Origin of the sequence: Vibrio sp. bablab_jr001, from assembly GCF_016464285.1 — a bacterium.
Classification (GTDB): Bacteria; Pseudomonadota; Gammaproteobacteria; order Enterobacterales; family Vibrionaceae; genus Vibrio; species Vibrio fluvialis.
The window spans coordinates 767,699-790,182 of the sequence record NZ_JACDWZ010000092.1; the positions used below are offsets into that span (position 1 = coordinate 767,699).

At 51.4% G+C, this 22,484-nt stretch carries 17 protein-coding genes; 11 read left to right on the top strand and 6 right to left on the bottom strand.

The features are described 5' to 3' along the window. Positions 1-141 precede the first annotated feature (141 nt). The 11 genes from gltB to JIG40_RS17205 all read left to right on the top strand — a co-directional run bounded on the left by gltB (position 142) and on the right by JIG40_RS17205 (position 12,316). On the top strand, positions 142-4,605 hold the full coding sequence (gltB, locus tag JIG40_RS17155; RefSeq protein ID WP_199465714.1) for a glutamate synthase large subunit: 4,464 nt from the start codon (positions 142-144) through the stop codon (positions 4,603-4,605). 18 nt (positions 4,606-4,623) lie between these two features. Continuing rightward, the gene (locus JIG40_RS17160; RefSeq protein WP_020330510.1) at positions 4,624-6,036 is read left to right on the top strand and encodes an FAD-dependent oxidoreductase; all 1,413 of its coding nucleotides are present in this window, start codon (positions 4,624-4,626) and stop codon (positions 6,034-6,036) included. Between the two features lie 235 nt (positions 6,037-6,271). Beyond that, entirely contained in the window at positions 6,272-6,637 is a 366-nt protein-coding gene (locus JIG40_RS17165; protein WP_024373862.1) for a DUF1499 domain-containing protein, read from the top strand. 81 nt (positions 6,638-6,718) lie between these two features. Further along, the gene (gene mtnN, locus JIG40_RS17170; RefSeq protein WP_032082297.1) at positions 6,719-7,414 is read left to right on the top strand and encodes a 5'-methylthioadenosine/S-adenosylhomocysteine nucleosidase; all 696 of its coding nucleotides are present in this window, start codon (positions 6,719-6,721) and stop codon (positions 7,412-7,414) included. A gap of 13 nt (positions 7,415-7,427) precedes the next feature. Continuing rightward, positions 7,428-8,381 carry a cobalamin biosynthesis family protein gene (locus JIG40_RS17175; RefSeq protein ID WP_199465715.1) on the top strand — a complete coding sequence of 318 codons (954 nt, stop codon included), beginning with the start codon at positions 7,428-7,430 and terminating at the stop codon, positions 8,379-8,381. Continuing rightward, complete coding sequence (gene btuF, locus JIG40_RS17180; RefSeq protein ID WP_199465716.1) at positions 8,382-9,197, top strand: vitamin B12 ABC transporter substrate-binding protein BtuF; 816 nt, start codon at positions 8,382-8,384, stop codon at positions 9,195-9,197. It begins immediately after the preceding gene. A gap of 77 nt (positions 9,198-9,274) precedes the next feature. Continuing rightward, a complete protein-coding gene (locus JIG40_RS17185; RefSeq protein ID WP_020330505.1) occupies positions 9,275-9,895 on the top strand; it encodes a TRIC cation channel family protein in 621 nt (206 codons plus the stop codon). Positions 9,896-10,159: 264 nt separating this feature from the next. Next, positions 10,160-10,573 carry a VOC family protein gene (locus JIG40_RS17190; RefSeq protein ID WP_044362099.1) on the top strand — a complete coding sequence of 138 codons (414 nt, stop codon included), beginning with the start codon at positions 10,160-10,162 and terminating at the stop codon, positions 10,571-10,573. Between the two features lie 25 nt (positions 10,574-10,598). After that, entirely contained in the window at positions 10,599-11,156 is a 558-nt protein-coding gene (locus tag JIG40_RS17195; RefSeq protein WP_199465717.1) for a flavodoxin family protein, read from the top strand. Between the two features lie 8 nt (positions 11,157-11,164). Beyond that, positions 11,165-11,413, top strand: a complete 249-nt coding sequence (locus JIG40_RS17200) for a hypothetical protein (protein WP_020330501.1) — start codon at positions 11,165-11,167, stop codon at positions 11,411-11,413. A 57-nt stretch (positions 11,414-11,470) separates the two neighbouring features. Next, positions 11,471-12,316, top strand: a complete 846-nt coding sequence (locus tag JIG40_RS17205; protein ID WP_199465740.1) for a LysR family transcriptional regulator — start codon at positions 11,471-11,473, stop codon at positions 12,314-12,316. Here the strand turns inward: JIG40_RS17205 and JIG40_RS17210 are convergent. From JIG40_RS17210 to secA, 6 genes are all read right to left on the bottom strand, one after another. Continuing rightward, entirely contained in the window at positions 12,267-13,046 is a 780-nt protein-coding gene (locus JIG40_RS17210) for a TSUP family transporter (RefSeq protein WP_020330498.1), read from the bottom strand. The genes JIG40_RS17205 and JIG40_RS17210 overlap by 50 nt on opposite strands. Before the next feature lie 204 nt (positions 13,047-13,250). Then, positions 13,251-16,481: a carbamoyl-phosphate synthase large subunit gene (carB, locus tag JIG40_RS17215; RefSeq protein WP_020330496.1), complete on the bottom strand. Its 3,231-nt coding sequence runs from the start codon at positions 16,479-16,481 to the stop codon at positions 13,251-13,253. A gap of 16 nt (positions 16,482-16,497) precedes the next feature. Next, positions 16,498-17,637: a glutamine-hydrolyzing carbamoyl-phosphate synthase small subunit gene (gene carA / locus JIG40_RS17220; protein ID WP_024373867.1), complete on the bottom strand. Its 1,140-nt coding sequence runs from the start codon at positions 17,635-17,637 to the stop codon at positions 16,498-16,500. Positions 17,638-18,118: 481 nt separating this feature from the next. After that, the gene (gene dapB / locus JIG40_RS17225; RefSeq protein WP_020330494.1) at positions 18,119-18,928 is read right to left on the bottom strand and encodes a 4-hydroxy-tetrahydrodipicolinate reductase; all 810 of its coding nucleotides are present in this window, start codon (positions 18,926-18,928) and stop codon (positions 18,119-18,121) included. Between the two features lie 94 nt (positions 18,929-19,022). Further along, on the bottom strand, positions 19,023-19,421 hold the full coding sequence (mutT, locus tag JIG40_RS17230) for an 8-oxo-dGTP diphosphatase MutT (protein WP_199465718.1): 399 nt from the start codon (positions 19,419-19,421) through the stop codon (positions 19,023-19,025). A 114-nt stretch (positions 19,422-19,535) separates the two neighbouring features. After that, the gene (gene secA / locus JIG40_RS17235) at positions 19,536-22,247 is read right to left on the bottom strand and encodes a preprotein translocase subunit SecA (protein WP_020330491.1); all 2,712 of its coding nucleotides are present in this window, start codon (positions 22,245-22,247) and stop codon (positions 19,536-19,538) included. Positions 22,248-22,484 lie beyond the last annotated feature (237 nt).

Consider the following 22,484-nt stretch of genomic DNA (forward strand, 5'->3'; position numbering starts at 1 on the left):
GTGAATTCAGTGCAAATTAAACTGTCCAGAATTGTTAAATTTTTAATCAGTTTTAATTAATAAATATCTATATAATAACAATATAAACGAATAGTTAGTCATTTACTGTCTGGATGACAGAGAAGCAAAGGGAGAATTGCAATGGCTCTATATGATCCAAGTCTTGAGAAAGACAACTGTGGATTCGGCTTGATCGCGCACATGGAAGGTCAGGCCAGTCATAAATTGGTTCGCACCGCGATTTCTGCTCTCGACCGCATGACCCACCGCGGCGGTATTGCCGCCGATGGTAAAACCGGTGATGGCTGTGGTCTTCTACTGCAAAAGCCCGATTCTTATCTGCGACTGATCGCTGAAGAACAGCACTGGAAGCTGGGTAAGCAATACGCGGTTGGTATGATTTTCCTTAGCCGGGATCCGGTCAAAGCGCAGTCCGCGCGCGACATCATCAATAAAGAGCTAGCGCAAGAAACACTCACGGTCTCCGGCTGGCGTACCGTGCCAACCAATCCGAAAGTGCTGGGACCGATTGCTGCGGCCTCACTGCCGGATATTCAACAAGTCTTCATTTCTGCACCGGCTGGCTGGCGTGAGCGCGATATTGAGCGCCGCCTGTATATCGCTCGTCGTCGCATCGAAAAGCAAATCACCGAAGACAAAGATTTCTACATCTGTTCGCTGTCCACTCAGGTTATCGTCTACAAAGGCCTGTGCATGCCAGCGGACTTACCACGTTTCTATCTCGACCTGGCCGACCTACGTATGGAATCGGCTATCTGTCTGTTCCACCAGCGTTTTTCAACTAACACGCAACCACGTTGGCCATTGGCTCAGCCGTTCCGCTATCTGGCGCACAACGGTGAGATCAACACCATCGAAGGTAACCGTCAGTGGGCGCGTGCGCGTGCCTACAAGTTCTCATCCCCGTTGCTGCCTGACTTGCAAACGGCCGCACCTTTTGTGAACGAAACCGGTTCTGACTCTTCCAGCCTAGACAACATGCTGGATCTGTTCCTCGCGGGTGGCATGGATATCTTCCGCGCCATGCGCATGCTGGTTCCGCCAGCGTGGCAAAATCACCCGGATATGGATGACGATCTGCGCGCCTTCTACGACTTTAACTCCAAACACATGGAGCCGTGGGATGGCCCGGCGGGTATCGTATTATCCGATGGCCGCTACGCCGCGTGTAACCTTGACCGCAACGGTCTGCGCCCTGCACGCTATGTGATCACCAAAGATAAGCTGATCACGCTGGCTTCTGAGGTCGGTATTTGGGATTACGCGCCGGATGAAGTGGCGGAAAAAGGCCGCGTTGGTCCGGGCGAACTGCTGGTAATCGATACCCGCAAAGGTAAGCTGTGGCAATCTGCCGAGATCGACAACGATCTTAAGAGCCGCCACCCCTACCGCGAGTGGATGCAAAACAACGTTTACCAGTTAACATCGTTTTCCGAGTTGCCAGACGATCAGGTTGGCGAGCGCAGCTTCGATGAAGATCTGCTTAAGACCTATCAGAAGCAGTTTGCGATGACTAACGAAGAAGTGGATCAGGTACTGCGCGTCATGGCCGACATGGGTCAGGAAGCGGTCGGCTCGATGGGCGATGATACGCCGATGGCCGTCCTCTCTTCGAAAGAGCGTCTGATCACCGACTACTTCCGTCAGAAATTTGCTCAGGTGACCAACCCGCCTATCGATCCGCTGCGTGAAAAACACGTGATGTCGCTGGCCACCAGTATCGGCCAGGAGATGAACGTCTTCTGCGAAACCGATGGTCACGCACACCGAGTCACGTTTGAATCGCCGGTTCTGCTTTACTCTGATATGCAGCAGTTACTGACCCTAAGCGATCAGCATTACCGCAATACGATCCTCGACATCAACTACGATCCGCAGGAAAAAGATCTTAAACAAGCGGTATTGGAGTTGTGTGATCAAGCCGAACAGGTGGTGCGCGAAGGCACCGTACTGATCGTGCTGTCGGATCGCGCTCTGACCAAAGGCAAACTGCCGATCCCCGCGGCGATGGCCGTCGGCGCAGTGCAAACTCGCCTAGTGGAATCCAACCTGCGCTGTGATGCGAACATCATTGTGGAAACCGCCACCGCGCGCGATCCGCATCAGTTCGCCGTGCTGATTGGCTTTGGTGCCACCGCCGTTTATCCGTACCTCGCTTATGAAGTGGTCGGCAAAATGGTCGACGACGGCGTGCTGGATAAGAGCTATCGTGATGCGATGCAAAACTACCAGTACGGCATCAATAAAGGCCTGTACAAAATCATGTCCAAAATGGGCATCTCGACAGTGGCCTCTTACCGCTGTTCACAGCTGTTTGAAGCGGTGGGCCTACACAGCGACATCGTCGAGCTGTGCTTTAAAGGGGTCACCACCCGTATTCAGGGCGCCAACTTTGAAGACTTCCAGCAGGATTTATTTAACCTGTCGCGTAAAGCATGGACGAAACGTAAGTCGATGGAACACGGTGGTCTGCTGAAATACGTGCACGGCGGTGAATACCACGCCTACAACCCAGATGTGGTTGGCACCTTGCAAACGGCGGTGAAATCCGGTGAAACATCAGACTACGCTGAGTTTGCCAAACAGGTTAACGAGCGTCCGGTGGCGATGCTGCGTGATTTGCTGAAACTGAAAAAATCAGACAACCCGCTGGCACTGGAACAAATTGAGCCGACCACTGAGCTGTTCAAACGTTTTGACTCGGCGGCAATGTCTATCGGCGCACTGAGCCCGGAAGCGCACGAAGCTCTGGCGACCGCGATGAACCGAATTGGTGGTCACTCGAACTCCGGTGAAGGTGGTGAAGATCCACGCCGCTTTGGCACCGAACGTAACTCGCGCATCAAACAGGTCGCTTCGGGCCGTTTCGGTGTGACGCCACACTACCTGACCAACGCTGACGTGCTGCAAATTAAAGTCGCACAAGGTGCAAAACCCGGTGAAGGTGGTCAGCTTCCTGGTCACAAAGTGACGGCGGAAATCGCTAAGTTACGTTACTCCGTACAGGGTGTGACGTTGATTTCGCCGCCTCCGCACCACGATATTTACTCAATTGAAGACTTAGCCCAGCTGATCTTCGACTTGAAGCAGGTCAACCCGAAAGCGCTGGTGTCGGTCAAACTGGTTTCTGAACCGGGCGTCGGCACGATCGCGACGGGTGTGGCCAAAGCTTACGCCGACCTCATCACCATTTCCGGTTACGACGGCGGCACAGCGGCGAGCCCACTGACCTCAGTGAAATACGCGGGCAGCCCTTGGGAACTTGGCCTGGCTGAAACTCAGCAAGCCTTGGTGGCGAACGGTCTGCGACATAAGATTCGTTTGCAGGTCGATGGCGGTCTGAAAACCGGTCTGGATGTCATCAAAGGTGCCATTCTGGGTGCGGAAAGCTTTGGTTTTGGTACCGCGCCAATGGTAGCAATGGGCTGTAAATTCCTGCGTATCTGTCACCTCAACAACTGTGCAACCGGGGTGGCGACTCAGGATGAAACCCTGCGCCGCGAATACTTCAAAGGTCTGCCAGAGATGGTGATCAATTACTTCACTGGCCTTGCCGAAGAAGTACGTGGTTATCTGGCCGAACTGGGCGTAGAGAAACTCACCGACCTGATTGGCCGTACCGATCTGCTGGAAACCGTGCAAGGCATGACAGCGAAACAGAGCAAACTGGATCTGTCTGGCATACTGGAAGCACCCGTGTCACCGGAAGGTTTACCACTGTACTGCACCCAGCCGAATACCCCGTTTGACAAAGGGGCGCTCAACCAGAAAATCGTTGATGACGCACTGGAAGCGATCGAAAACCAGCAGTCAGCTGAACTCTACTACGACGTGATCAATACCGACCGTTCGGTAGGTGCGCGTGTGTCCGGTGAAATTGCCAAACGCTACGGCAATGCGGGCATGTCGGCGAACCCGATCAAAGTGGTTCTGCAAGGCACTGCAGGTCAGTCGTTTGGTGTGTGGAATGCGGGCGGCGTCGAGCTGTACTTGACTGGCGATGCCAACGACTACGTCGGTAAAGGCATGGCGGGCGGTAAGATTGTCATCAAACCGCATCTGGGGACTGCTTTTACCTGTAACGAGGCCACCATCATTGGTAACACCTGTCTGTACGGTGCCACTGGCGGTAAGCTGTTTGCAGCCGGTAAGGCGGGCGAGCGTTTTGGCGTGCGAAACTCTGGCACCATTTCAGTGATTGAAGGTGCAGGCGACAACGCGTGTGAATACATGACGGGCGGCATCGTGGCGATTCTGGGTGCAACGGGCGTCAACTTCGGCGCGGGTATGACGGGCGGTTTTGCTTACGTCCTTGACGAAAATGGCGACTTCCAGGGCCGCGTGAACGAAGAGTCCGTCGAAGCGATTGCGCTGAACGATCTCTACATCCATCAGGAACACCTGCGTGGCTTGATTGCAGAACATCTGGAAGAGACTGGCTCTGTTCATGCAGAAAATATCTTAGCGAACTTTGATGAATGGATTCCGAAGTTCTACCTTGTTAAACCACAGGCAGCGGACCTGCAGACTCTATTGGGTCACCAAAGCCGCAGCGCTGCTGAACTGCGCGTTCAAGCACAATAATTGGAAGGAGCCGAAGTAATGAGCCAGAACGTATACCAATTTATTGATGTCAACCGAGTGGATCCGGCAAAGAAGCCGCTCACCATTCGTAAGATTGAATTCGTAGAGATTTACGAACCGTTTACCAAACAGCAAGCGACCGCTCAGGCGGATCGCTGTCTGGATTGTGGTAACCCGTACTGTGAATGGAAATGTCCGGTACACAACTACATTCCTCAGTGGCTGAAACTGGCCAATGAGGGCCGCATTCTCGAGGCGGTTGAATTATCACACCAGACCAACAGCCTGCCAGAAGTGTGCGGTCGCGTGTGCCCGCAGGATCGTTTGTGTGAAGGGTCGTGTACGCTTAACGCCGATTTCGGCGCCGTGACCATTGGTAACATTGAAAAATATATCACCGATACGGCCTTTGAGATGGGCTGGAAACCGGACATGTCCAAAGTGGAATGGACGGATAAGAAAGTCGCCATTATCGGTGCTGGCCCGGCGGGTCTGGCCGCGGCTGACGTCCTCGTTCGCAACGGTGTGAAACCCGTGGTTTACGATCGTTATCCTGAAATCGGTGGCCTGCTGACGTTCGGTATCCCTTCGTTCAAACTGGAAAAAGGCGTGATGGAAAACCGCCGCCGCGTGTTTAGCGAAATGGGCGTCGAATTCCGTCTCAACGTCGAAGTGGGCAAAGACGTTCAGTTGCAACAGCTGGTTGACGAGTACGATGCGGTGTTCCTGGGCGTTGGCACCTACAAATACATGCGTGCGGGTCTGGAAAATGAAGATGCGCAAGGCGTGTACGATGCTCTGCCATTCCTGATCTCCAACACTTACAAAGTGATGGAACTGCCGTCGGAAGAGAACTTCATCGACATGGCAGGTCAGAAAGTCGTGGTACTCGGTGGTGGTGACACTGCGATGGACTGTGTGCGCACGTCGATTCGTCAGGGGGCATCACGCGTGATTTGTGCTTACCGCCGCGACGAAGAGAACATGCCCGGTTCACGCCGCGAAGTGAAGAACGCCAAAGAAGAAGGCGTTGAGTTCATGTTCAACTTGCAACCGCTGGGTATTGAAGTCGATGCATCCGGTAAAGTGACGGGCGTGAAAGTGGTGCAAACCGCATTGGGTGAACCGGATGACGCCGGTCGCCGTCGCCCGGAACCGGTCGCAGGCAGTGAACACGTGCTGGAAGCCGATGCCGTGATCATGGCGTTTGGTTTCCAACCGCATCAGATGAGCTGGCTGGAACCGTTTGGTGTCGAGCTGGATCAATGGGGCCGCATTAAGGCGCCGCTCAATCAGGAATTTAAGTTCCAGACCAGCAATGAGAAAATCTTTGCTGGTGGCGATGCGGTACGTGGCTCAGATCTGGTGGTGACCGCCATCGATGAAGGACGCAAAGCGGCAGAAGGCATCATGGATTACCTAGAAGTGTAAAATCCGTGACCTGACTTCACTGTTTGGCAAAAGGATTCATCATTGATGAATCCTTTTTTCATTTTCGGCCTATAATTGTCACCAGTTGTAACGTGTTGACATTTCAGAGGATTAAACCGATATGCTGACCACCTCTGCTCAATCTGACGCCAACAAGGCAGCACGGATGTTAAGAACTGTAACCCTATCGATGGCTGTGGTGCTGCTCAGCGGCTGCAGCCAGGGAATTGCCCCTATGACCGACCGCACCAACACACTTTGTGGCGAAAAGCCCAACTGCGTATCAACTCAGGAGAGCCGCGAAAAATTCACTCTCGCTCCCTTTATTCTGCGCCCGGGCGTGACATTAGAGCAGGTTGAGCGCGTCGCACTCACTCTGCCCGGAGCGAAAACCGCCGATAAAGACGGTAATTATCTGCGCATCGAATGCACCACGCGCATCATGCGTTTTGTCGATGATCTGGAACTAAAACTAACCGATGACCATCTGATCGTTCGCTCGGAATCACGTGTCGGGTACAGTGACTTTGGCGTTAACCGCCGCCGCGCAGAATCGCTGCGTGAAAAACTGGCCGAAGCAGGCATGCTGCGCCAACCATAACGTCAGCCTGACCTCGCGCAGGCGGCGCGGATCGTGGTAAACTCCGCGCTGTTTTTTCGTAATTCATAAAAGAGATACTGCATGAAAATTGGCATCATCGGCGCAATGCAACAAGAAGTCGCCATTCTGAAAGACGCTCTCGACAACTGTCAGGAAGTCAGCAAAGGCGGCTGTACTTACTATTCCGGTCAGCTGCATGGCGTTGACGTGGTATTGCTGCAATCGGGCATCGGTAAAGTCGCTGCAGCCATCGGCACGGCAATCCTGCTGGATGAATACCAGCCAGATGTCGTCATCAACACGGGCTCCGCGGGCGGTTTCGATGCGACTCTGAATGTCGGTGATGTTGTGATTTCTACCGAAGTCCGCCATCATGATGCCGATGTGACCGCCTTTGGTTACGAGATTGGTCAAATGGCTGGCCAGCCAGCTGCCTTCAAAGCCGATGAACAGCTGATGGCGGTGGCGGAAAAAGCGCTGGAAGCGATGGCGGACAAACACGCGGTTCGCGGCCTGATTTGTACTGGCGATGCATTTGTCTGCACCGCTGAACGTCAAGCGTTTATCCGCGCTCACTTCCCATCTGTGATTGCGGTAGAGATGGAAGCATCAGCCATTGCACAGGCTTGTCACCAGTTCCAGGTACCGTTTGTGGTCGTGCGTGCGATCTCTGACGTTGCCGATAAAGAATCCCCAATGTCGTTCGACGAGTTTCTGCCGCTGGCAGCGAAAAGCTCATCAGAAATGGTGAGCAAGATGGTTGAACTGCTGAAATAACCGACACTTCCTCATGGACGAGATCTTTCATACTTTCTATGCCAACGGTGCGCTCCTCGTTATGTGGGGCGCGCTGCTGTTTCATCTGATTCTGCCGATCCCACGCAGCGCGCATCCTGTCACGTTATGGCATAAGTTTGCCGAAATACTGGCGGACAAGGTCAATACCAACGCCAGCTATGCGCAAAGTCAGCTATCCGGCACGCTCGCGTGGCTGCTGATGATTTTGCCGACGGTTGTGGTGTGCGTGGCGCTCAAGCCTTTGGTGTGGCAACCGCAATTGTTTGAACTGGCGCTGCTGCTGCTGGCACTCGATTGGCGCAGTCAGGAACAGTTGGCCAATCGTATGGCCTCTGCACTCGCCAAAGACGATAAGAAACTCGCGCGCAGCCTGTTAATGCCGTACGTCAACCGCGACACCTCTACCCTCTCGCCGCTGGGCCTTGGTAAAGCAGGGGCTGAAACCGTGATTATGGGCTTTGGCCGCAATGTTGTCTGTGTGCTGTTTTGGTACGCCCTGCTCGGCGGAATTGGCGCATTCATCTATCGCCTTATGGTGGAGTTGGCCCGCGCTTGGTCACCATCGCGCGCTCGTTTTCAACCGTTTGGTCTGCCTGTAGTGCGAGCGGTCGCGGTGCTTGAATTCGTTCCGCTGCGCCTATTCAGTCTTTTGATCATCGTGGGCAACCAAGCCGCACACACCCTGCAAAACACACTGCAGCAAAGCCGTTCGTGGCCACTACCCGGCCCGGGATGGCTGCTGTGCGCAGTTGGCAACAAGCTCGAATTATCACTGGGTGGGCCAGCGATTTACGGTGAACAAAAGGCCGTTCGCGTCAAAATCGGCGGCCGTATTGCACCGTCTGCTATTCATTTGTCACAAGTTCATACCCTGCTGGCTTGGCGAATCTTCGCTTGGATCATTTTACAAAGCCTGCTGTTGCTGGTTATTCATCGAGGAGTTTAAATGCGCCTTTGGCTGCTCACTCTGCTTTGCTGCAGTTCTTTTTCTTATGCCGCCGCCCCGGTACAACGCGTCATCAGTCTTGCACCACACGCTACTGAGCTGGCTTTTGCTGCCGGTCTTGGTGACAAACTGGTCGCGGTCAGTGAGTACAGCGACTATCCGCCACAAGCGCGTAACATCGAAAAGGTGTCCAATTATCAGGGCGTAAAAGTCGAACGTATTGTCGCCCTTAAACCTGACCTGGTAATAGCCTGGCCCGCAGGTAATCCTGCACGCGAACTGGACAAGCTTAAACAGCTTGGCCTGCCGATTTACTATTCCAACACACGCATACTGGACGACATTGCGACCAATATTGAGCAACTCAGCCAGTACGCTGACGATCCATCTGTCGGGCAACAGGCGGCAGAGGCATTTCGCCATCAACTCAGCACACTGCGTAAGCAATACGCTACAGCCAAGCCTGTGCGTTACTTTTACCAGTTGAGTGAAAAACCGATTATTACGCTCGCGCAAAACAGTTGGCCCAGCGAAGTCTTTCGCTTTTGTGGCGGAGAAAACGTGTTTGAGCACAGCCCAACACCTTATCCGCAAGTCGGCCTGGAGCAAGTTCTGCTGGCACAACCAGAGGTGATCTTCACCTCCGAACATGCGATTGAAAACGGCAACATGTGGCAACGTTGGCAAGAGCAACTGCCCGCCGTCAGACAGAACCATGTGTGGGCGCTGACTTCAGATTGGCTCAACCGCCCGACACCACGTACGCTGAAAGCGATTGAGCAAGTGTGTCATTACTTCGATCAAGTGCGAAAATAAGTAACAGATTTAACAAAAATCCCGTACAATTTGCGGCCAATTTTGCCTCTGACTGACTTAACTGAGCGATACACACTTTGGATACTTCACTGCTCTATCTGATCGATATGTTCGGTACTGCTATTTTTGCCATCTCCGGCGTTTTGCTGGCTGGCCGTTTGAAAATGGACCCGTTTGGCGTGATTGTACTGGCCAGCGTGACGGCCATCGGCGGCGGAACCATTCGCGATATGTCACTCGGTGCCACACCAGTATTCTGGATAAAAGATCCCACCTATTTGTGGGTGATTTTCATCACTTGTATCCTGACCATGCTGATCGTACGTCGTCCAAAACGACTGGCTTGGTGGATCTTACCGGTGTGTGATGCAATAGGTCTGGCGGTATTTGTTGGCATTGGTGTTGAAAAAGCGCTCATCTATCAGGAATCATCGCTGATCGCGATCATTATGGGTGTCATTACCGGTTGTGGCGGCGGGATCATTCGTGATGTATTGGCTCGTGAAATTCCAATGGTGCTGCGCAGCGAAGTTTACGCAACGGCCTGCATCATCGGCGGCGTGTTCCACACGACGGCACTGATGATGGGGTATGACAGTTCAACCGCTTTTATTTCCGGCGTGTTATCCACCCTGATCATTCGCCTTGGCGCGATACGCTGGCATTTATCACTGCCCACCTTTGCCATTACCCGCTAAGTTTTAATCAGGCCGCTCAATGCGGCCTTTTTTATATCTACCCACTCATTCCTTTCCTGTTTTCAGTTGCTCCCAGCCTTTCTTTCTCTGGTTGGCACTTTGTCGGCGATCTTCGCCCTGTTGCACAAAAACTACACCACAATGAGATCATCGATCACATAAATACGATCACTGAGCAATTAAATAAAGTTTTATGTTTACTTAGTCGATATTTGAACTAGTTTAATAAGCAAATAACTTTACTTAATAGCCATGGAGGCATCTATGCAAGCTTATGTCGAACACGCCAACATTACGGTCGCCGATATCGATCAGGCGATTACGTTTCTACAAACCGCACTGCCAGATTTCAAGATTCGCCATCAGGGGAAGCAGGACTATCGCTGGTGCCATATTGGCACTGAGCAGACTTACATCGCGCTACAGGAAGTGCTGAACCGTACTGAAGTGGATCGTATTCCTTACCGGGATGTGGGGATCAATCACGTCGGTATCGTGGTCGACGATGCCGAAGCGGTAAAGCAGCGCCTGTTGGCAGCGGGGTATCAGCTCAATGAACTATCCGAGAACAACGAGTATCGCCATCGGGTTTATTTTTTTGACCCGAGCGGGACGGAGTGGGAATTCATTGAGTACTTTTCTGACGATCCAGCCAAACGAAACCATTATCCCGCGTAATCACTCATCAATATCAGGACCAACTATGAAACGCATTGCGATTGTTTATTTTTCTCAAGATGGTGCGACTCACCTGCTGGCTCAACATGTCGCGGAAGGCGCTCAACACCAGGGCGTAGAAAGCATCACGTTAGAGATCAAGGCCGCTGACATCGTTACCGGCCGTTACCAGAATGACGCGTTGTTCCGCCGGTTGCAGACATGTGACGCCATCGTCTTCGCTAGCCCAACCTATATGGGCGGACCCGCCGCTCAGTTCAAAGCATTTATGGATACCAGCAGTGACGGTTACGCCAACAAGTTATGGCGCAACAAACTGGCGGGCGGTTTGACCATGGGTGGCAGCGTCAATGGTGAGCAGCAGCAGACGCTGTACAGTTTCGTCACGCTTGCCTGCCAACACGGCATGATTTGGGTCGGGCTGGATGTCTCCAAACACACCGATTCCCGTGGTTTGAATCATACAGGCTCAAGTATTGGTGTGGTGGCGAGCTACCTTGATAACACCTCTCAGGTGAACCCGAACGATCTGGCCACTGCATTTTATTATGGTGAACGCATGGCCTCACTGCTCAATCAATAGGAGGGCCTATGTTACAAACCCTGATTTATCGTCTGGTGCTGGCGCTGCTGGCACTCAACCAACGTCAGCAACATCAGCTCTGCCAGCGCAAGTTTCATCACTGGCTCAGCACCCGCGATCACCTGCCCGCGTATCTGCAGCATGATGTAGCGCTGAATGCGGCCAGTGCTCTCGATGAGTGTCAGCAGCAAAGCACAGCGCGCCATCGCCGGCAGTTACGAGCCGTGATTCGAAGCCTCAAACCGTGTGGCTGTTAAATTGGCAGGACTTAAGTACAATGACTGTCATCTATTCCCATTTGTCATTGGATGAGTATGCTACTGGAAGGCATTGAGACCCTGTTGGTTCTCAGCAAAGAAAAAACCATGAGCCGCACAGGCAGCCAGCTGTACATCAGTCAGTCGGCGGTGAGCAAGCGGATTGCCAATCTTGAGCAGAAACTGGGCAAGAAACTGATCGTTCCAGCAGGGCGCCACATTAAGCTCACCGCGGAAGCTGAGCAGTTAATTGCCAACATCGGACCGACATTCAATGAACTACGCGGCCTGATCTTTGAGCAGCAAACGCTGGAGGATGATACGCTGATTCGCCTCGACTGCTCAGAGACTCTGGTCGCTGGTTATCTGACTCAGGTGATGGGTGACTATCGCCAGCGCGATCCCCATTTCACCATCACCACTCACCATACGCCGCGTATTGTGGAACACGTTCAATCGGGCAAAGCCACGCTGGGATTTTGCGCAGGCTATCTGCCGGGCAACCATGGGTTGATGACGCTGCATCTGTTCGATGAACCGTTTTATATTGTCAGTCGCCAGCCACTGTCCAGCTTGCCCGACGAAGTGGTGACCAACGACTTGGCCAACCCGGCTAACACCTATCAGGCCGCTATCCTCGCCAGGCTTGGCATCAATCCGGTGATGGAAATGGACTCCTATACGGCATCCGCGCAGTTGGCATTGGGTGGTATGGCCCCGGCCCTCGTGCCCCTCTCCATCGTTAATGCGCTCAAAATCGAACCGCAATATTGCTTTGACTTTGCCGAATTAGCGCCGCTGTTTCGCCCGATCCACATTTGTGTCCGGGCTACCAGCTACCGCTCACCGCGTGTCAGAACATTGATAGAAACGATTGTGAATGCTGTTCCCACAGCAGTTTAAGTGCCATCAGCATCGACATGGTGATCACCAGCGGACGAATCCATTTGTGGCCTTTGGTGACCACGACTTTCGCGCCCATGCGAGCACCGATAAAACCACCGACCGCCATCGTCAGACCAATTTGCCAGATAGGCAGGCCAGCAATCAAAAAGAAAGTCAGTGCAGCGATATTGGAGGTGAAGTTCAACACTTTGGTACGCGCGGTCGCATCCACCAGACTGAAATGGCCTAACACCACAAAACAGACCGTAAAAATGGAGCCGGTCCCCGGACCAAAGAAGCCATCATAAAAACCGATACCGCCACCAATACATAACGCGAACAGCGCTTCCGGCAGTGGCTTTTTACCCGAATCTGCGCGAGTCTGCGGGGCCAGCAAAAAATAGAGAGAAATCGCGATCAGCAGCAACGGAATCAAGCTGGTCAGCAGCGACGCATCAAACTGTTGCACCAACTCAGCACCGATTGCTGAACCAATAAAGGTGCACACGATCGCCAGTCGCATCTCTTTAAGGCTGACAATACCGTTGCGCACAAAATACCAGCTGGCTGAGAAACTACCGAATGAGCTTTGTAGCTTATTGGTGGCAAGAGCCTGAGTAGGAGGCACTCCCGCCGCTAACAATGCTGGTAAGGTCAGCAAGCCACCACCACCCGCCATTGCATCAATAAACCCGGCCACACCTGCGACCAAAAACAACAACCCTAAAACTTCTAACGAGACTTCCATGAACTTCCGAATCAACTACTGAGTAAAACGACAAAGTAGCACTGACGGCGAGGTTGCAACAGCGAAACAAGCGACAACAACCTATTCCAAATTTTCATCAATATAATATTGAGTTCTCAGTGCTGCTGGCATAAAAAAGCCCGCTCGAATGAGCGGGCAATGAGGTTGTCAGATAAGTCTGAGACTTACCGATATAGTTATCCGTTAAGCCAGACTTGCTTTCACTTGCGCGTGCAGTTCTTGCACTGAAGTCACGCTCGCTTTTGCATCTGCGGTGTGCGACATACAGGTTGCAAACGCCGCGTTCAGCGTAGTGGTGTAGTTCACTTTCTCAGCCAGTGCGCCGCGGCGCAGAACTTTCGAGTCTTCAATCGCCTGACGGCCAGCTGCCGTGTTGACGATGTAGGTGTACTCGTTGTTCTTGATGCGGTCGAGAATGTGCGGACGGCCTTCGTGTACCTTGTTAACCAGACGTGGGTTGATACCCGCTTCGCCCAGAATCACTGCGGTACCGTGAGTCGCATCCAGTTTGTAACCTAGTTTCACCAGTTTAGAAGCCAGGTCAACCACACGCTCTTTGTCACCTTCGCGAACCGACAGCAGTGCACGGCCACCTTCAGGGTATACGTTGCCACAGCCCAGTTCCGCTTTCGCGTAAGCTTCCGCAAACGTTGCGCCGACACCCATCACTTCACCAGTTGAGCGCATTTCAGGGCCAAGCAGCGGGTCAACACCCGGGAACTTGTTGAATGGTAACACCACTTCTTTAACAGAGTAGTATGGTGGAATGATTTCTTTGGTAAAGCCTTGCTGTTCCAGCGATTGACCGGCCATCACACGCGCAGCGATTTTCGCCAGCGGAGCACCCGTCGCTTTCGATACGAACGGAACCGTACGTGCCGCACGAGGGTTCACTTCAATCAGGTAAACTTCGTTGTCTTTGACGGCAAACTGCGTGTTCATCAAACCACGAACGCCCAGTTCCATCGCCAGTTTCTCAACCTGCTCACGCATCTTGTCCTGAATTTCCTGACTTAGCGTGTAAGCGGGTAGCGAACATGCTGAGTCTCCAGAGTGAACACCCGCTTGTTCGATGTGTTCCATGATACCGCCAATCACGACGCGTTCGCCGTCACAGATAGCATCAACGTCCACTTCGGTTGCGTCATCAAGGAAACGATCCAGCAGAACCGGAGATTCGTTCGATACGCTCACCGCTTCGTTAAAGTAACGGCGCAGGTCAGACTCATCGTAAACGATTTCCATCGCGCGGCCGCCCAGCACGTATGAAGGACGAACCACCAGCGGGAAGCCGATTTCACGCGACTTCTCAATCGCTTGTTCAATCGCAGTCACTGTTGCGTTTTGTGGCTGAAGCAGACCCAGACGGTCTACCGCTTGTTGGAAACGCTCACGGTCTTCTGCACGGTCGATAGCATCAGGGCTGGTACCAATGATTGGCACACCTGCCGCTTCCAGCGCACGCGCCAGTTTCAGTGGCGTTTGACCACCGTACTGAACGATAACGCCTTTTGGCTTTTCAACACGTACGATTGCTAGTACGTCTTCCAGTGTTACTGGTTCGAAATACAGACGGTCTGAAGTGTCGTAGTCGGTCGAAACTGTCTCAGGGTTACAGTTCACCATGATGGTTTCGTAGCCATCTTCGCGCAGCGCTAGTGAAGCGTGTACACAACAGTAGTCGAATTCGATACCCTGACCGATACGGTTTGGACCACCGCCCAGAACCATGATCTTGTCTTTATCTGTTGGGTTCGCTTCACACTCTTCATCGTAAGATGAGTACATGTACGCCGTGTCAGAAGAAAACTCAGCCGCACAGGTATCTACACGCTTGTAAACAGGATGGATATCGTACTGGTCACGTAGACGACGAATTTCGCTTTCAGCAACACCGAGTAGCTTAGACAGACGTGCATCAGAGAAGCCTTTACGCTTCATATTTTTCAGAACATCTTTAGTCAGACCAGCAAAACCGCCTGCTTTCACTTCAGCTTCCAGTTTCACTAGCTCTTCAATTTGAACCAGGAACCAACGGTCAACGTTTGTCAGGTTGAATACACCATCAACAGACATACCGGCACGGAATGCATCCGCGATGTACCAAATGCGCTCAGCGCCCGCTTCTTTCAGCTCGTGACGAATCTTGGTCAGTGCATCCGGAGCGTCCAGATCAACCATTTCGTCAAAACCGGTGGCACCCACTTCTAGGCCGCGCAGGGCTTTTTGCAGGGATTCTTGTTGGTTACGGCCAATCGCCATCACCTCACCCACTGACTTCATCTGAGTTGTCAGACGGTCGTTGGCACCAGCAAATTTCTCGAAGTTAAAGCGAGGAATTTTAGTCACAACGTAGTCGATGGTTGGTTCGAATGATGCTGGCGTTGCGCCGCCAGTGATGTCGTTCATCAGTTCATCAAGGGTAAAACCAACCGCCAGTTTCGCTGCCACTTTTGCAATAGGGAAGCCGGTTGCTTTAGAAGCCAGAGCAGAAGAGCGAGATACACGTGGGTTCATCTCGATGATAACCATACGGCCATCTTTCGGGTTGATACCGAACTGAACGTTCGAGCCGCCCGTTTCTACGCCGATTTCACGCAGTACCGCCAGAGAGGCGTTACGCATCAGCTGATATTCTTTGTCGGTCAGAGTCTGTGCTGGCGCCACTGTGATGGAGTCACCCGTGTGGATGCCCATTGGATCGAAGTTCTCAATCGCACATACGATGATACAGTTGTCCGCTTTATCGCGAACCACTTCCATTTCGTACTCTTTCCAGCCGATCAGAGATTCGTCGATCAGCAGCTCATTGGTTGGCGACAAGTCCAGACCACGACGACAGATTTCTTCAAACTCTTCTTTGTTGTACGCGATACCACCGCCAGTACCACCCATAGTAAAAGAAGGGCGGATGATACAAGGGAAGCCGACCATATCCAGCACGCGGTACGCGTCTTCCATGGTTTTCGCCGTATCAGCACGTGGACACTCCAGGCCGATAGATTTCATCGCTTTATCAAAACGTGAACGGTCTTCTGCTTTATCAATCGCGTCAGCTGTTGCGCCGATCATTTCCACGCCGAATTCAGCCAGTACGCCATGTTTTTCCAGCGCCAGCGCACAGTTCAGTGCAGTCTGTCCACCCATGGTTGGCAGGATAGCATCCGGACGCTCTTTTTCGATGATCTTGCGTACCACTTCCCAGTGAATCGGCTCGATGTAGGTCGCATCCGCCATTTCTGGGTCAGTCATGATCGTCGCTGGGTTAGAGTTGACCAGAATAACGCGGTAACCCTCTTCACGCAGCGCTTTACATGCTTGCGCACCTGAGTAGTCAAACTCACAAGCCTGGCCGATAACAATCGGACCCGCACCCAGGATAAGAATGCTTTTAATGTCAGTACGTTTTGGCATTGTTTACTACTCCAAATTAAGCGCGGTGTTGTTTAATCAGTTCAATGAAGTGGTCGAATAGCGGTGCCGCATCGTGAGGACCCGGGCTCGCTTCAGGGTGTCCCTGGAAGCTGAATGCCGGCTTGTCCGTGCGGTGAATACCTTGCAGCGAACCATCAAACAGAGATTTGTGCGTTGCACGCAGGTTCTCTGGCAGTGTCGCTTCATCAGCCGCGAAACCGTGGTTCTGCGAGGTAATCATCACAACATTACGATCCAGGTCTTTCACCGGGTGGTTAGCACCGTGGTGACCAAACTTCATCTTCACTGTCTTCGCGCCAGACGCTAGTGCCAGAATTTGGTGGCCAAGACAGATACCGAAGACTGGCAGACCTTTATCCAGGAATACCTGTGTCGCTTCGATAGCATAAGTACATGGCTCAGGGTCGCCTGGGCCGTTTGACAGGAACACGCCATCTGGATTCATTGCCAGCACTTCTTCAGCAGACGTTTGCGCAGGGACGACGGTCAGTCGGCAACCACGGTCCACCAGCATACGCAGGATGTTACGCTTCGCACCGAAATCGTAAGCCACGACGTGGTATGGCAGTTCGCTATCGTCTTTTGCTTCAGGCAGTCCACCTTCCAGTGTCCATGAACCTTGTTTCCATTCGTACGCTTCTTTGGTCGTTACTACTTTCGCCAGATCCATCCCTTTCAGACCAGGGAATTCTTTCGCTTTTGCCAGAGCCAACGCTTCATCCAGATTGTCGCCGGCCATGATGCAGCCATTTTGCGCACCTTTTTCACGCAGAATACGAGTCAGCTTACGCGTATCGATATCGGCGATGCCGACAATGTTCTGCGACTTAAGGTAATCAGAAAGAGAACGTTCACTGCGGAAGTTAGAAGCGATAAGAGGAAGATCGCGAATCACAAGGCCTTGAGCATGAATCGATGCTGATTCTTCGTCTTCGGCGTTGGTGCCGGTATTGCCAATGTGAGGGTAAGTAAGGGTAACGATTTGCTGTGAATAGGAAGGATCAGTGAGGATTTCTTGGTACCCCGTCATCGAGGTATTAAAAACGACTTCACCAACGGAAGAACCATCTGCACCAATGGATACTCCGCGGAACACTGTCCCATCTTCTAGGACTAACAGTGCTGATTTACTCAAGACAACCTCCAGAATAAAAATGCATAAATTTTAAATTAAACTGCAAATTTGCCTTCCTTTTCGCGTTTAAAGTTTGCTCTAGGGGGTTTTAGACAAATTGGCGGTATTCTAATGATCGCCGTGACCTCTGTCAACATTCGTTCAGAAATAAAATTAATTTTTGGTAGGTTACAATTAAAAAACCACCCAAAGGCACTAAAACTGCATGTTTTAGGCAGTTTCAAACGATAGTTATGAACAAGCGAATAAAAAATAGGCGCTTTAGTATTTTTTTTTCCTGCTTTTTATTATCAAAAATCAGGCAAACGATAATCTACGCAATTTAACTTAAAAAATAACGATTACATTTAAAAGAAACAATCAAACCGCAAAAAGAACAACAAAAGTAGGATTAGATTGCGAAATTGTGCAGAGTAAATTTTGAGGGACTTTGAAGAGAAAAAGAGGATGCGCCGGAACAAGCCGGCGCATAATTATGTATTTAGAGTTCGTTAAGACCCAGCACGTCGGTCATAGTATAAAAACCTGCAGGTTTTTCAGACAACCAGATCGCGGCTCTTACCGCGCCATTGGCGAAAGTCATGCGATCAGTGGCTTTGTGGGTGATCTCCACACGTTCACCAATGTCCGCAAACATCGCCGTGTGCTCACCAACAATGTCGCCAGCTCGAATGGTGGCAAACCCAATTTCATCACGCGTACGCTCACCAGTAATGCCTTCACGAGCATAAACCGCGACGTCACTCAGCTTGTTACCCATCGCGTGCGCGATGGCTTCGCCCATACCAATTGCGGTACCTGACGGTGCATCGACTTTATGACGATGGTGCGCTTCAACGATTTCGATATCGCAGTAGTCACCCATCACTTTGGCCGCTTTTTCAAGCAACTTAAATACCAGGTTCACGCCAACACTATAGTTTGGAGCCATGACGATGGGCATCTCTTTAGCCGCTTCGTCGATCAACGCGCGTTCTTCATCACTGAAGCCTGTGGTGCCAATGACCAATTTCTTAGCGTATTTTTTACACAGTTCGATATTGGCCAGCGTGCTGACTGGTGCCGTAAAATCAATGATGACGTCGAACTCATGGATCGCTTGTTCCAGGTTATCCACCAATGCCACATCAAAGCGGCCTTCTCCACACAGTTCACCAATATCCACACCGACCAGTGATGACTCAGGACGTTCAGAACCTGCGCCGACAGTGGCTTTAGGGTTATGATGGGCAGCTTTAACCAAATTGCGGCCCATTCGGCCAGCCGCGCCTGCAATCGCAATTCTTACCATTGCGTCTTCTCCATTTTCTTCTCGCACATGCTCTCGCACGGTGTTTCCAACTTGTGACTTTAAACTACCAACTATAGCGGCTTGTGGCTAGCACTTACGCGAACTCTTTCAGTACACGCTCCAACACCGGAACATTCGCTTCAGGGAAGGTGTAGTTCGTCAGCTCTGCGACATTAACCCATTCACCCTGTTGTCCCTCACGTCCATAAGGCTGGCGATTGAATGCTGTCACCAACATAAAATCAAATTTGAGTGATTTTTCTGGGTAGTCGTACTCCAGATGCTCAAACGGCGCCTGCTGTGTTACTTCGATACCAATTTCTTCATCCAGCTCACGAGTCAGAGCCTGTTCAATAGACTCCCCCGCTTCCACTTTGCCACCGGGAAATTCCCAGAATCCACCTTTATGCAAATTATCGGGACGTTTGGTGATAAAGATTTGCGACTTGTCCTGATTGAAGATAATGCCCGCCACAATGTGAATTCGTTTCATATTTCTATCCTGTTCGCTGAAATCTGTTTGTTTCTAATCGCAAGATGAAGCAATGTCCAGACGCTGCGATAAAAAAAGAGCCGCCAATGGCGACTCTTGTTCAAGGTGACGGGATCAGTCGATCTTACCGTGACACTGTTTGTACTTCTTACCACTGCCACACGGACAAGGCTCATTACGGCCGACTTTACGTTCTTCACGTACCATCGGCTGATGATCGTCTTGTTCTGGTGAACCGTCGGCGTTAGCGTGTTGCGCCTGCGCATGACGTGCAGCTTCTTCCGCTTGTGCACGGCGTTGAGCTTCCATACGCTCTACTTCTTCCTGCTGCTGTACGCGGACTTTAGACAGGATAGTGATCACGTCAGATTTCAATGACTCCAGAAGACCTTCAAACAGTTCAAACGATTCGCGCTTGTACTCCTGTTTCGGGTTCTTCTGCGCGTAACCACGCAGGTGAATACCCTGACGCAGGTGATCCATCGCCGCCAGATGTTCTTTCCACAAAGTATCAAGAGTCTGCAGCATGACGGATTTTTCAAAGTTACGCATCACGGTTTCGCCCACCGCTTCTTCTTTCGCTTTGTAGACAGTCACAGCCTGCTCAAGAATGCGGTCGCGTAATGCTTCTTCGTAAAGCTTGTCATCTTCATCCAACCAAGACTGGATTGGCAACGGAAGGTCGAAATCGTTCTTCAGGCGCTCTTCCAGCCCCTGCACATCCCACATATCTTCCAGCGATTGCGGCGGAATGTACTCGTCGATAACGGCGGTCATAACATCAACACGATTTTGTTCAATCATGTCGCTGATATCTTCCGCGCCCATCAGTTCATCACGCAGTTCATATACGACTTTACGCTGATCGTTCGCTACATCATCGTATTCCAGCAGCTGCTTACGAATATCGAAGTTACGGCCTTCGACTTTGCGTTGTGCTTTTTCAATCGAGCGCGACAGCATTTTACTTTCGATCGCTTCGCCTTCGTCCATACCGCTTTGGATCAGGCTTGCCATACGGTCTGACGTAAAGATACGCAGCAGCGTATCTTCCATCGACAGGTAGAAACGCGAAGAACCCGCATCACCCTGACGACCCGCACGACCACGCAACTGGTTGTCGATACGGCGTGATTCGTGACGCTCAGTACCAATGATGTGCAGACCACCAGATGCGAGTACCGCGTCATGAACTTCTTTCCACTCGGCTTTAATCGCATCGATTTGCTCTTGAGTCGGATTGTCCAGAGTCTCAACTTTAGACTGCCAGCTACCACCCAGTACAATATCGGTACCGCGACCAGCCATGTTGGTTGCGATCGTGACCGCGCCTGGTTTACCGGCTTCTGCAACGATTTCCGCTTCTTTCTCGTGGAACTTGGCGTTCAGAACGTTATGTTTGATCTTAGCTTGCTTCAGCGCATTAGACAGCAGTTCCGATTTTTCAATCGATACCGTACCCACCAACACTGGCTGGCCTTTCACGACGCGCTCTTTGATGTCTTCAATGATCGCTGCGAATTTCTCCGCTTCAGTACGGTAAACCACATCCGGCATATCGTTACGGATCATTGGTTTGTTGGTTGGAATTACCACCGTTTCCAGACCGTAAATAGACTGGAATTCAAACGCTTCGGTATCGGCAGTACCAGTCATACCCGACAGCTTCTCATACAAACGGAAGTAGTTCTGGAAGGTAATCGATGCCAGCGTCTGGTTTTCGTTTTGGATCTTCACGCCTTCTTTGGCTTCCACCGCTTGGTGCAAACCGTCAGACCAGCGACGACCCGGCATAGTACGGCCAGTATGTTCGTCAACGATGACCACTTCACCATCATCAGTGACGATGTAGTCAACGTTCTTCTCAAACAGCACGTGCGCACGCAGCGCTGCATTCACATGGTGCAGCAGACTGATGTTGGTTGGCGAATACAGTGTATCGCCGTCCTGCATCATGCCGTTTTTCACCAACAGCTCTTCCACGTATTCCTGACCTGTTTCGGTCAGATAAACTTGTTTGGATTTTTCGTCGACAGTGTAGTGACCATCACCGCGGTACTCTTCTGAATCCTCTTTGTCCTGCTTTTGCAGATGCGGGATCAGAGTATTAATACGGGTGTACAACTCAGAACTGTCTTCTGCCGGGCCTGAAATGATCAGCGGCGTACGCGCTTCATCGATCAAAATCGAGTCCACTTCATCGACAACGGCAAAGAAACGCGCACGCTGCACACGATCTTCAGTGCGGAACGCCATATTGTCACGTAGGTAATCGAAACCAAACTCGTTGTTGGTTCCGTAAAGAATATCGGCGCGGTAGGCCTCTTTTTTCTCTTGTGGCGGCATGTTTGGCACATTGACACCAACAGTCATACCAAGGAATTCAAACAGCGCGCGGTTAGTTTCAGCGTCACGCTTTGCCAGGTAGTCGTTCACCGTAACGATGTGAACTCCTTTACCAGGAAGGGCATTCAGGTAGGCAGGCAGAGTTGCGGTCAGGGTTTTACCTTCACCAGTGCGCATTTCCGCGATTTGGCCAGCGTTCAGAACCATACCACCAATCAGCTGAACGTCGAAGTGGCGCATACCAAAGACACGTTTAGAAGCTTCACGTACGGTCGCAAAGGCTTCTGGAAGAAGTTGATCGAGTGTCTCGCCTTGCTCAATACGTTGACGGAATTCAACGGTTTTGGCTTTCAGTTCTTCGTCGGAAAGCGCTTCAAATGCCGGCTCGTAGTTATTGATCTCTTTTACAATCTTTCTTAAGCGGCGCAGTGTGCGGTCATTGCGACTGCCAATCACTTTTGTCAGTAGCTTAGTTATCATCTGTTGTGAATCTCTCTTTACTTAGATCTTCCCGATCTACTTTTACTGCCTTAAGTCTCTACCTAATTTCAACTAAGGATACTGAGGTAAGTCATGCATCTACAGATATTGTGATGGTGATGTTTATTTTCAAGGCACTAATTGAATTAAGTGGCGCCTAGTTTAAGGAATTTTTGATGGAACAACCAATAACAATCCGGTTTGTTTGCATTCGGCTTAACATTTTGTGCACTCTGC

Excerpts from the sequence above, each read along its gene's own strand:
- gltB (WP_199465714.1), top strand. The coding sequence starts at position 142 with ATGGCTCTATATGATCCAAGTCTTGAGAAAGACAACTGTGGATTCGGC.
- JIG40_RS17160 (WP_020330510.1), top strand. The coding sequence starts at position 4,624 with ATGAGCCAGAACGTATACCAATTTATTGATGTCAACCGAGTGGATCCG.
- JIG40_RS17165 (WP_024373862.1), top strand. The coding sequence starts at position 6,272 with ATGACCGACCGCACCAACACACTTTGTGGCGAAAAGCCCAACTGCGTA.
- mtnN (WP_032082297.1), top strand. The coding sequence starts at position 6,719 with ATGAAAATTGGCATCATCGGCGCAATGCAACAAGAAGTCGCCATTCTG.
- JIG40_RS17175 (WP_199465715.1), top strand. The coding sequence starts at position 7,428 with ATGGACGAGATCTTTCATACTTTCTATGCCAACGGTGCGCTCCTCGTT.
- btuF (WP_199465716.1), top strand. The coding sequence starts at position 8,382 with ATGCGCCTTTGGCTGCTCACTCTGCTTTGCTGCAGTTCTTTTTCTTAT.
- JIG40_RS17190 (WP_044362099.1), top strand. The coding sequence starts at position 10,160 with ATGCAAGCTTATGTCGAACACGCCAACATTACGGTCGCCGATATCGAT.
- JIG40_RS17195 (WP_199465717.1), top strand. The coding sequence starts at position 10,599 with ATGAAACGCATTGCGATTGTTTATTTTTCTCAAGATGGTGCGACTCAC.
- JIG40_RS17200 (WP_020330501.1), top strand. The coding sequence starts at position 11,165 with ATGTTACAAACCCTGATTTATCGTCTGGTGCTGGCGCTGCTGGCACTC.
- JIG40_RS17205 (WP_199465740.1), top strand. The coding sequence starts at position 11,471 with ATGCTACTGGAAGGCATTGAGACCCTGTTGGTTCTCAGCAAAGAAAAA.
- JIG40_RS17210 (WP_020330498.1), bottom strand. The coding sequence starts at position 13,046 with ATGGAAGTCTCGTTAGAAGTTTTAGGGTTGTTGTTTTTGGTCGCAGGT.
- carB (WP_020330496.1), bottom strand. The coding sequence starts at position 16,481 with ATGCCAAAACGTACTGACATTAAAAGCATTCTTATCCTGGGTGCGGGT.
- dapB (WP_020330494.1), bottom strand. The coding sequence starts at position 18,928 with ATGGTAAGAATTGCGATTGCAGGCGCGGCTGGCCGAATGGGCCGCAAT.
- mutT (WP_199465718.1), bottom strand. The coding sequence starts at position 19,421 with ATGAAACGAATTCACATTGTGGCGGGCATTATCTTCAATCAGGACAAG.
- secA (WP_020330491.1), bottom strand. The coding sequence starts at position 22,247 with ATGATAACTAAGCTACTGACAAAAGTGATTGGCAGTCGCAATGACCGC.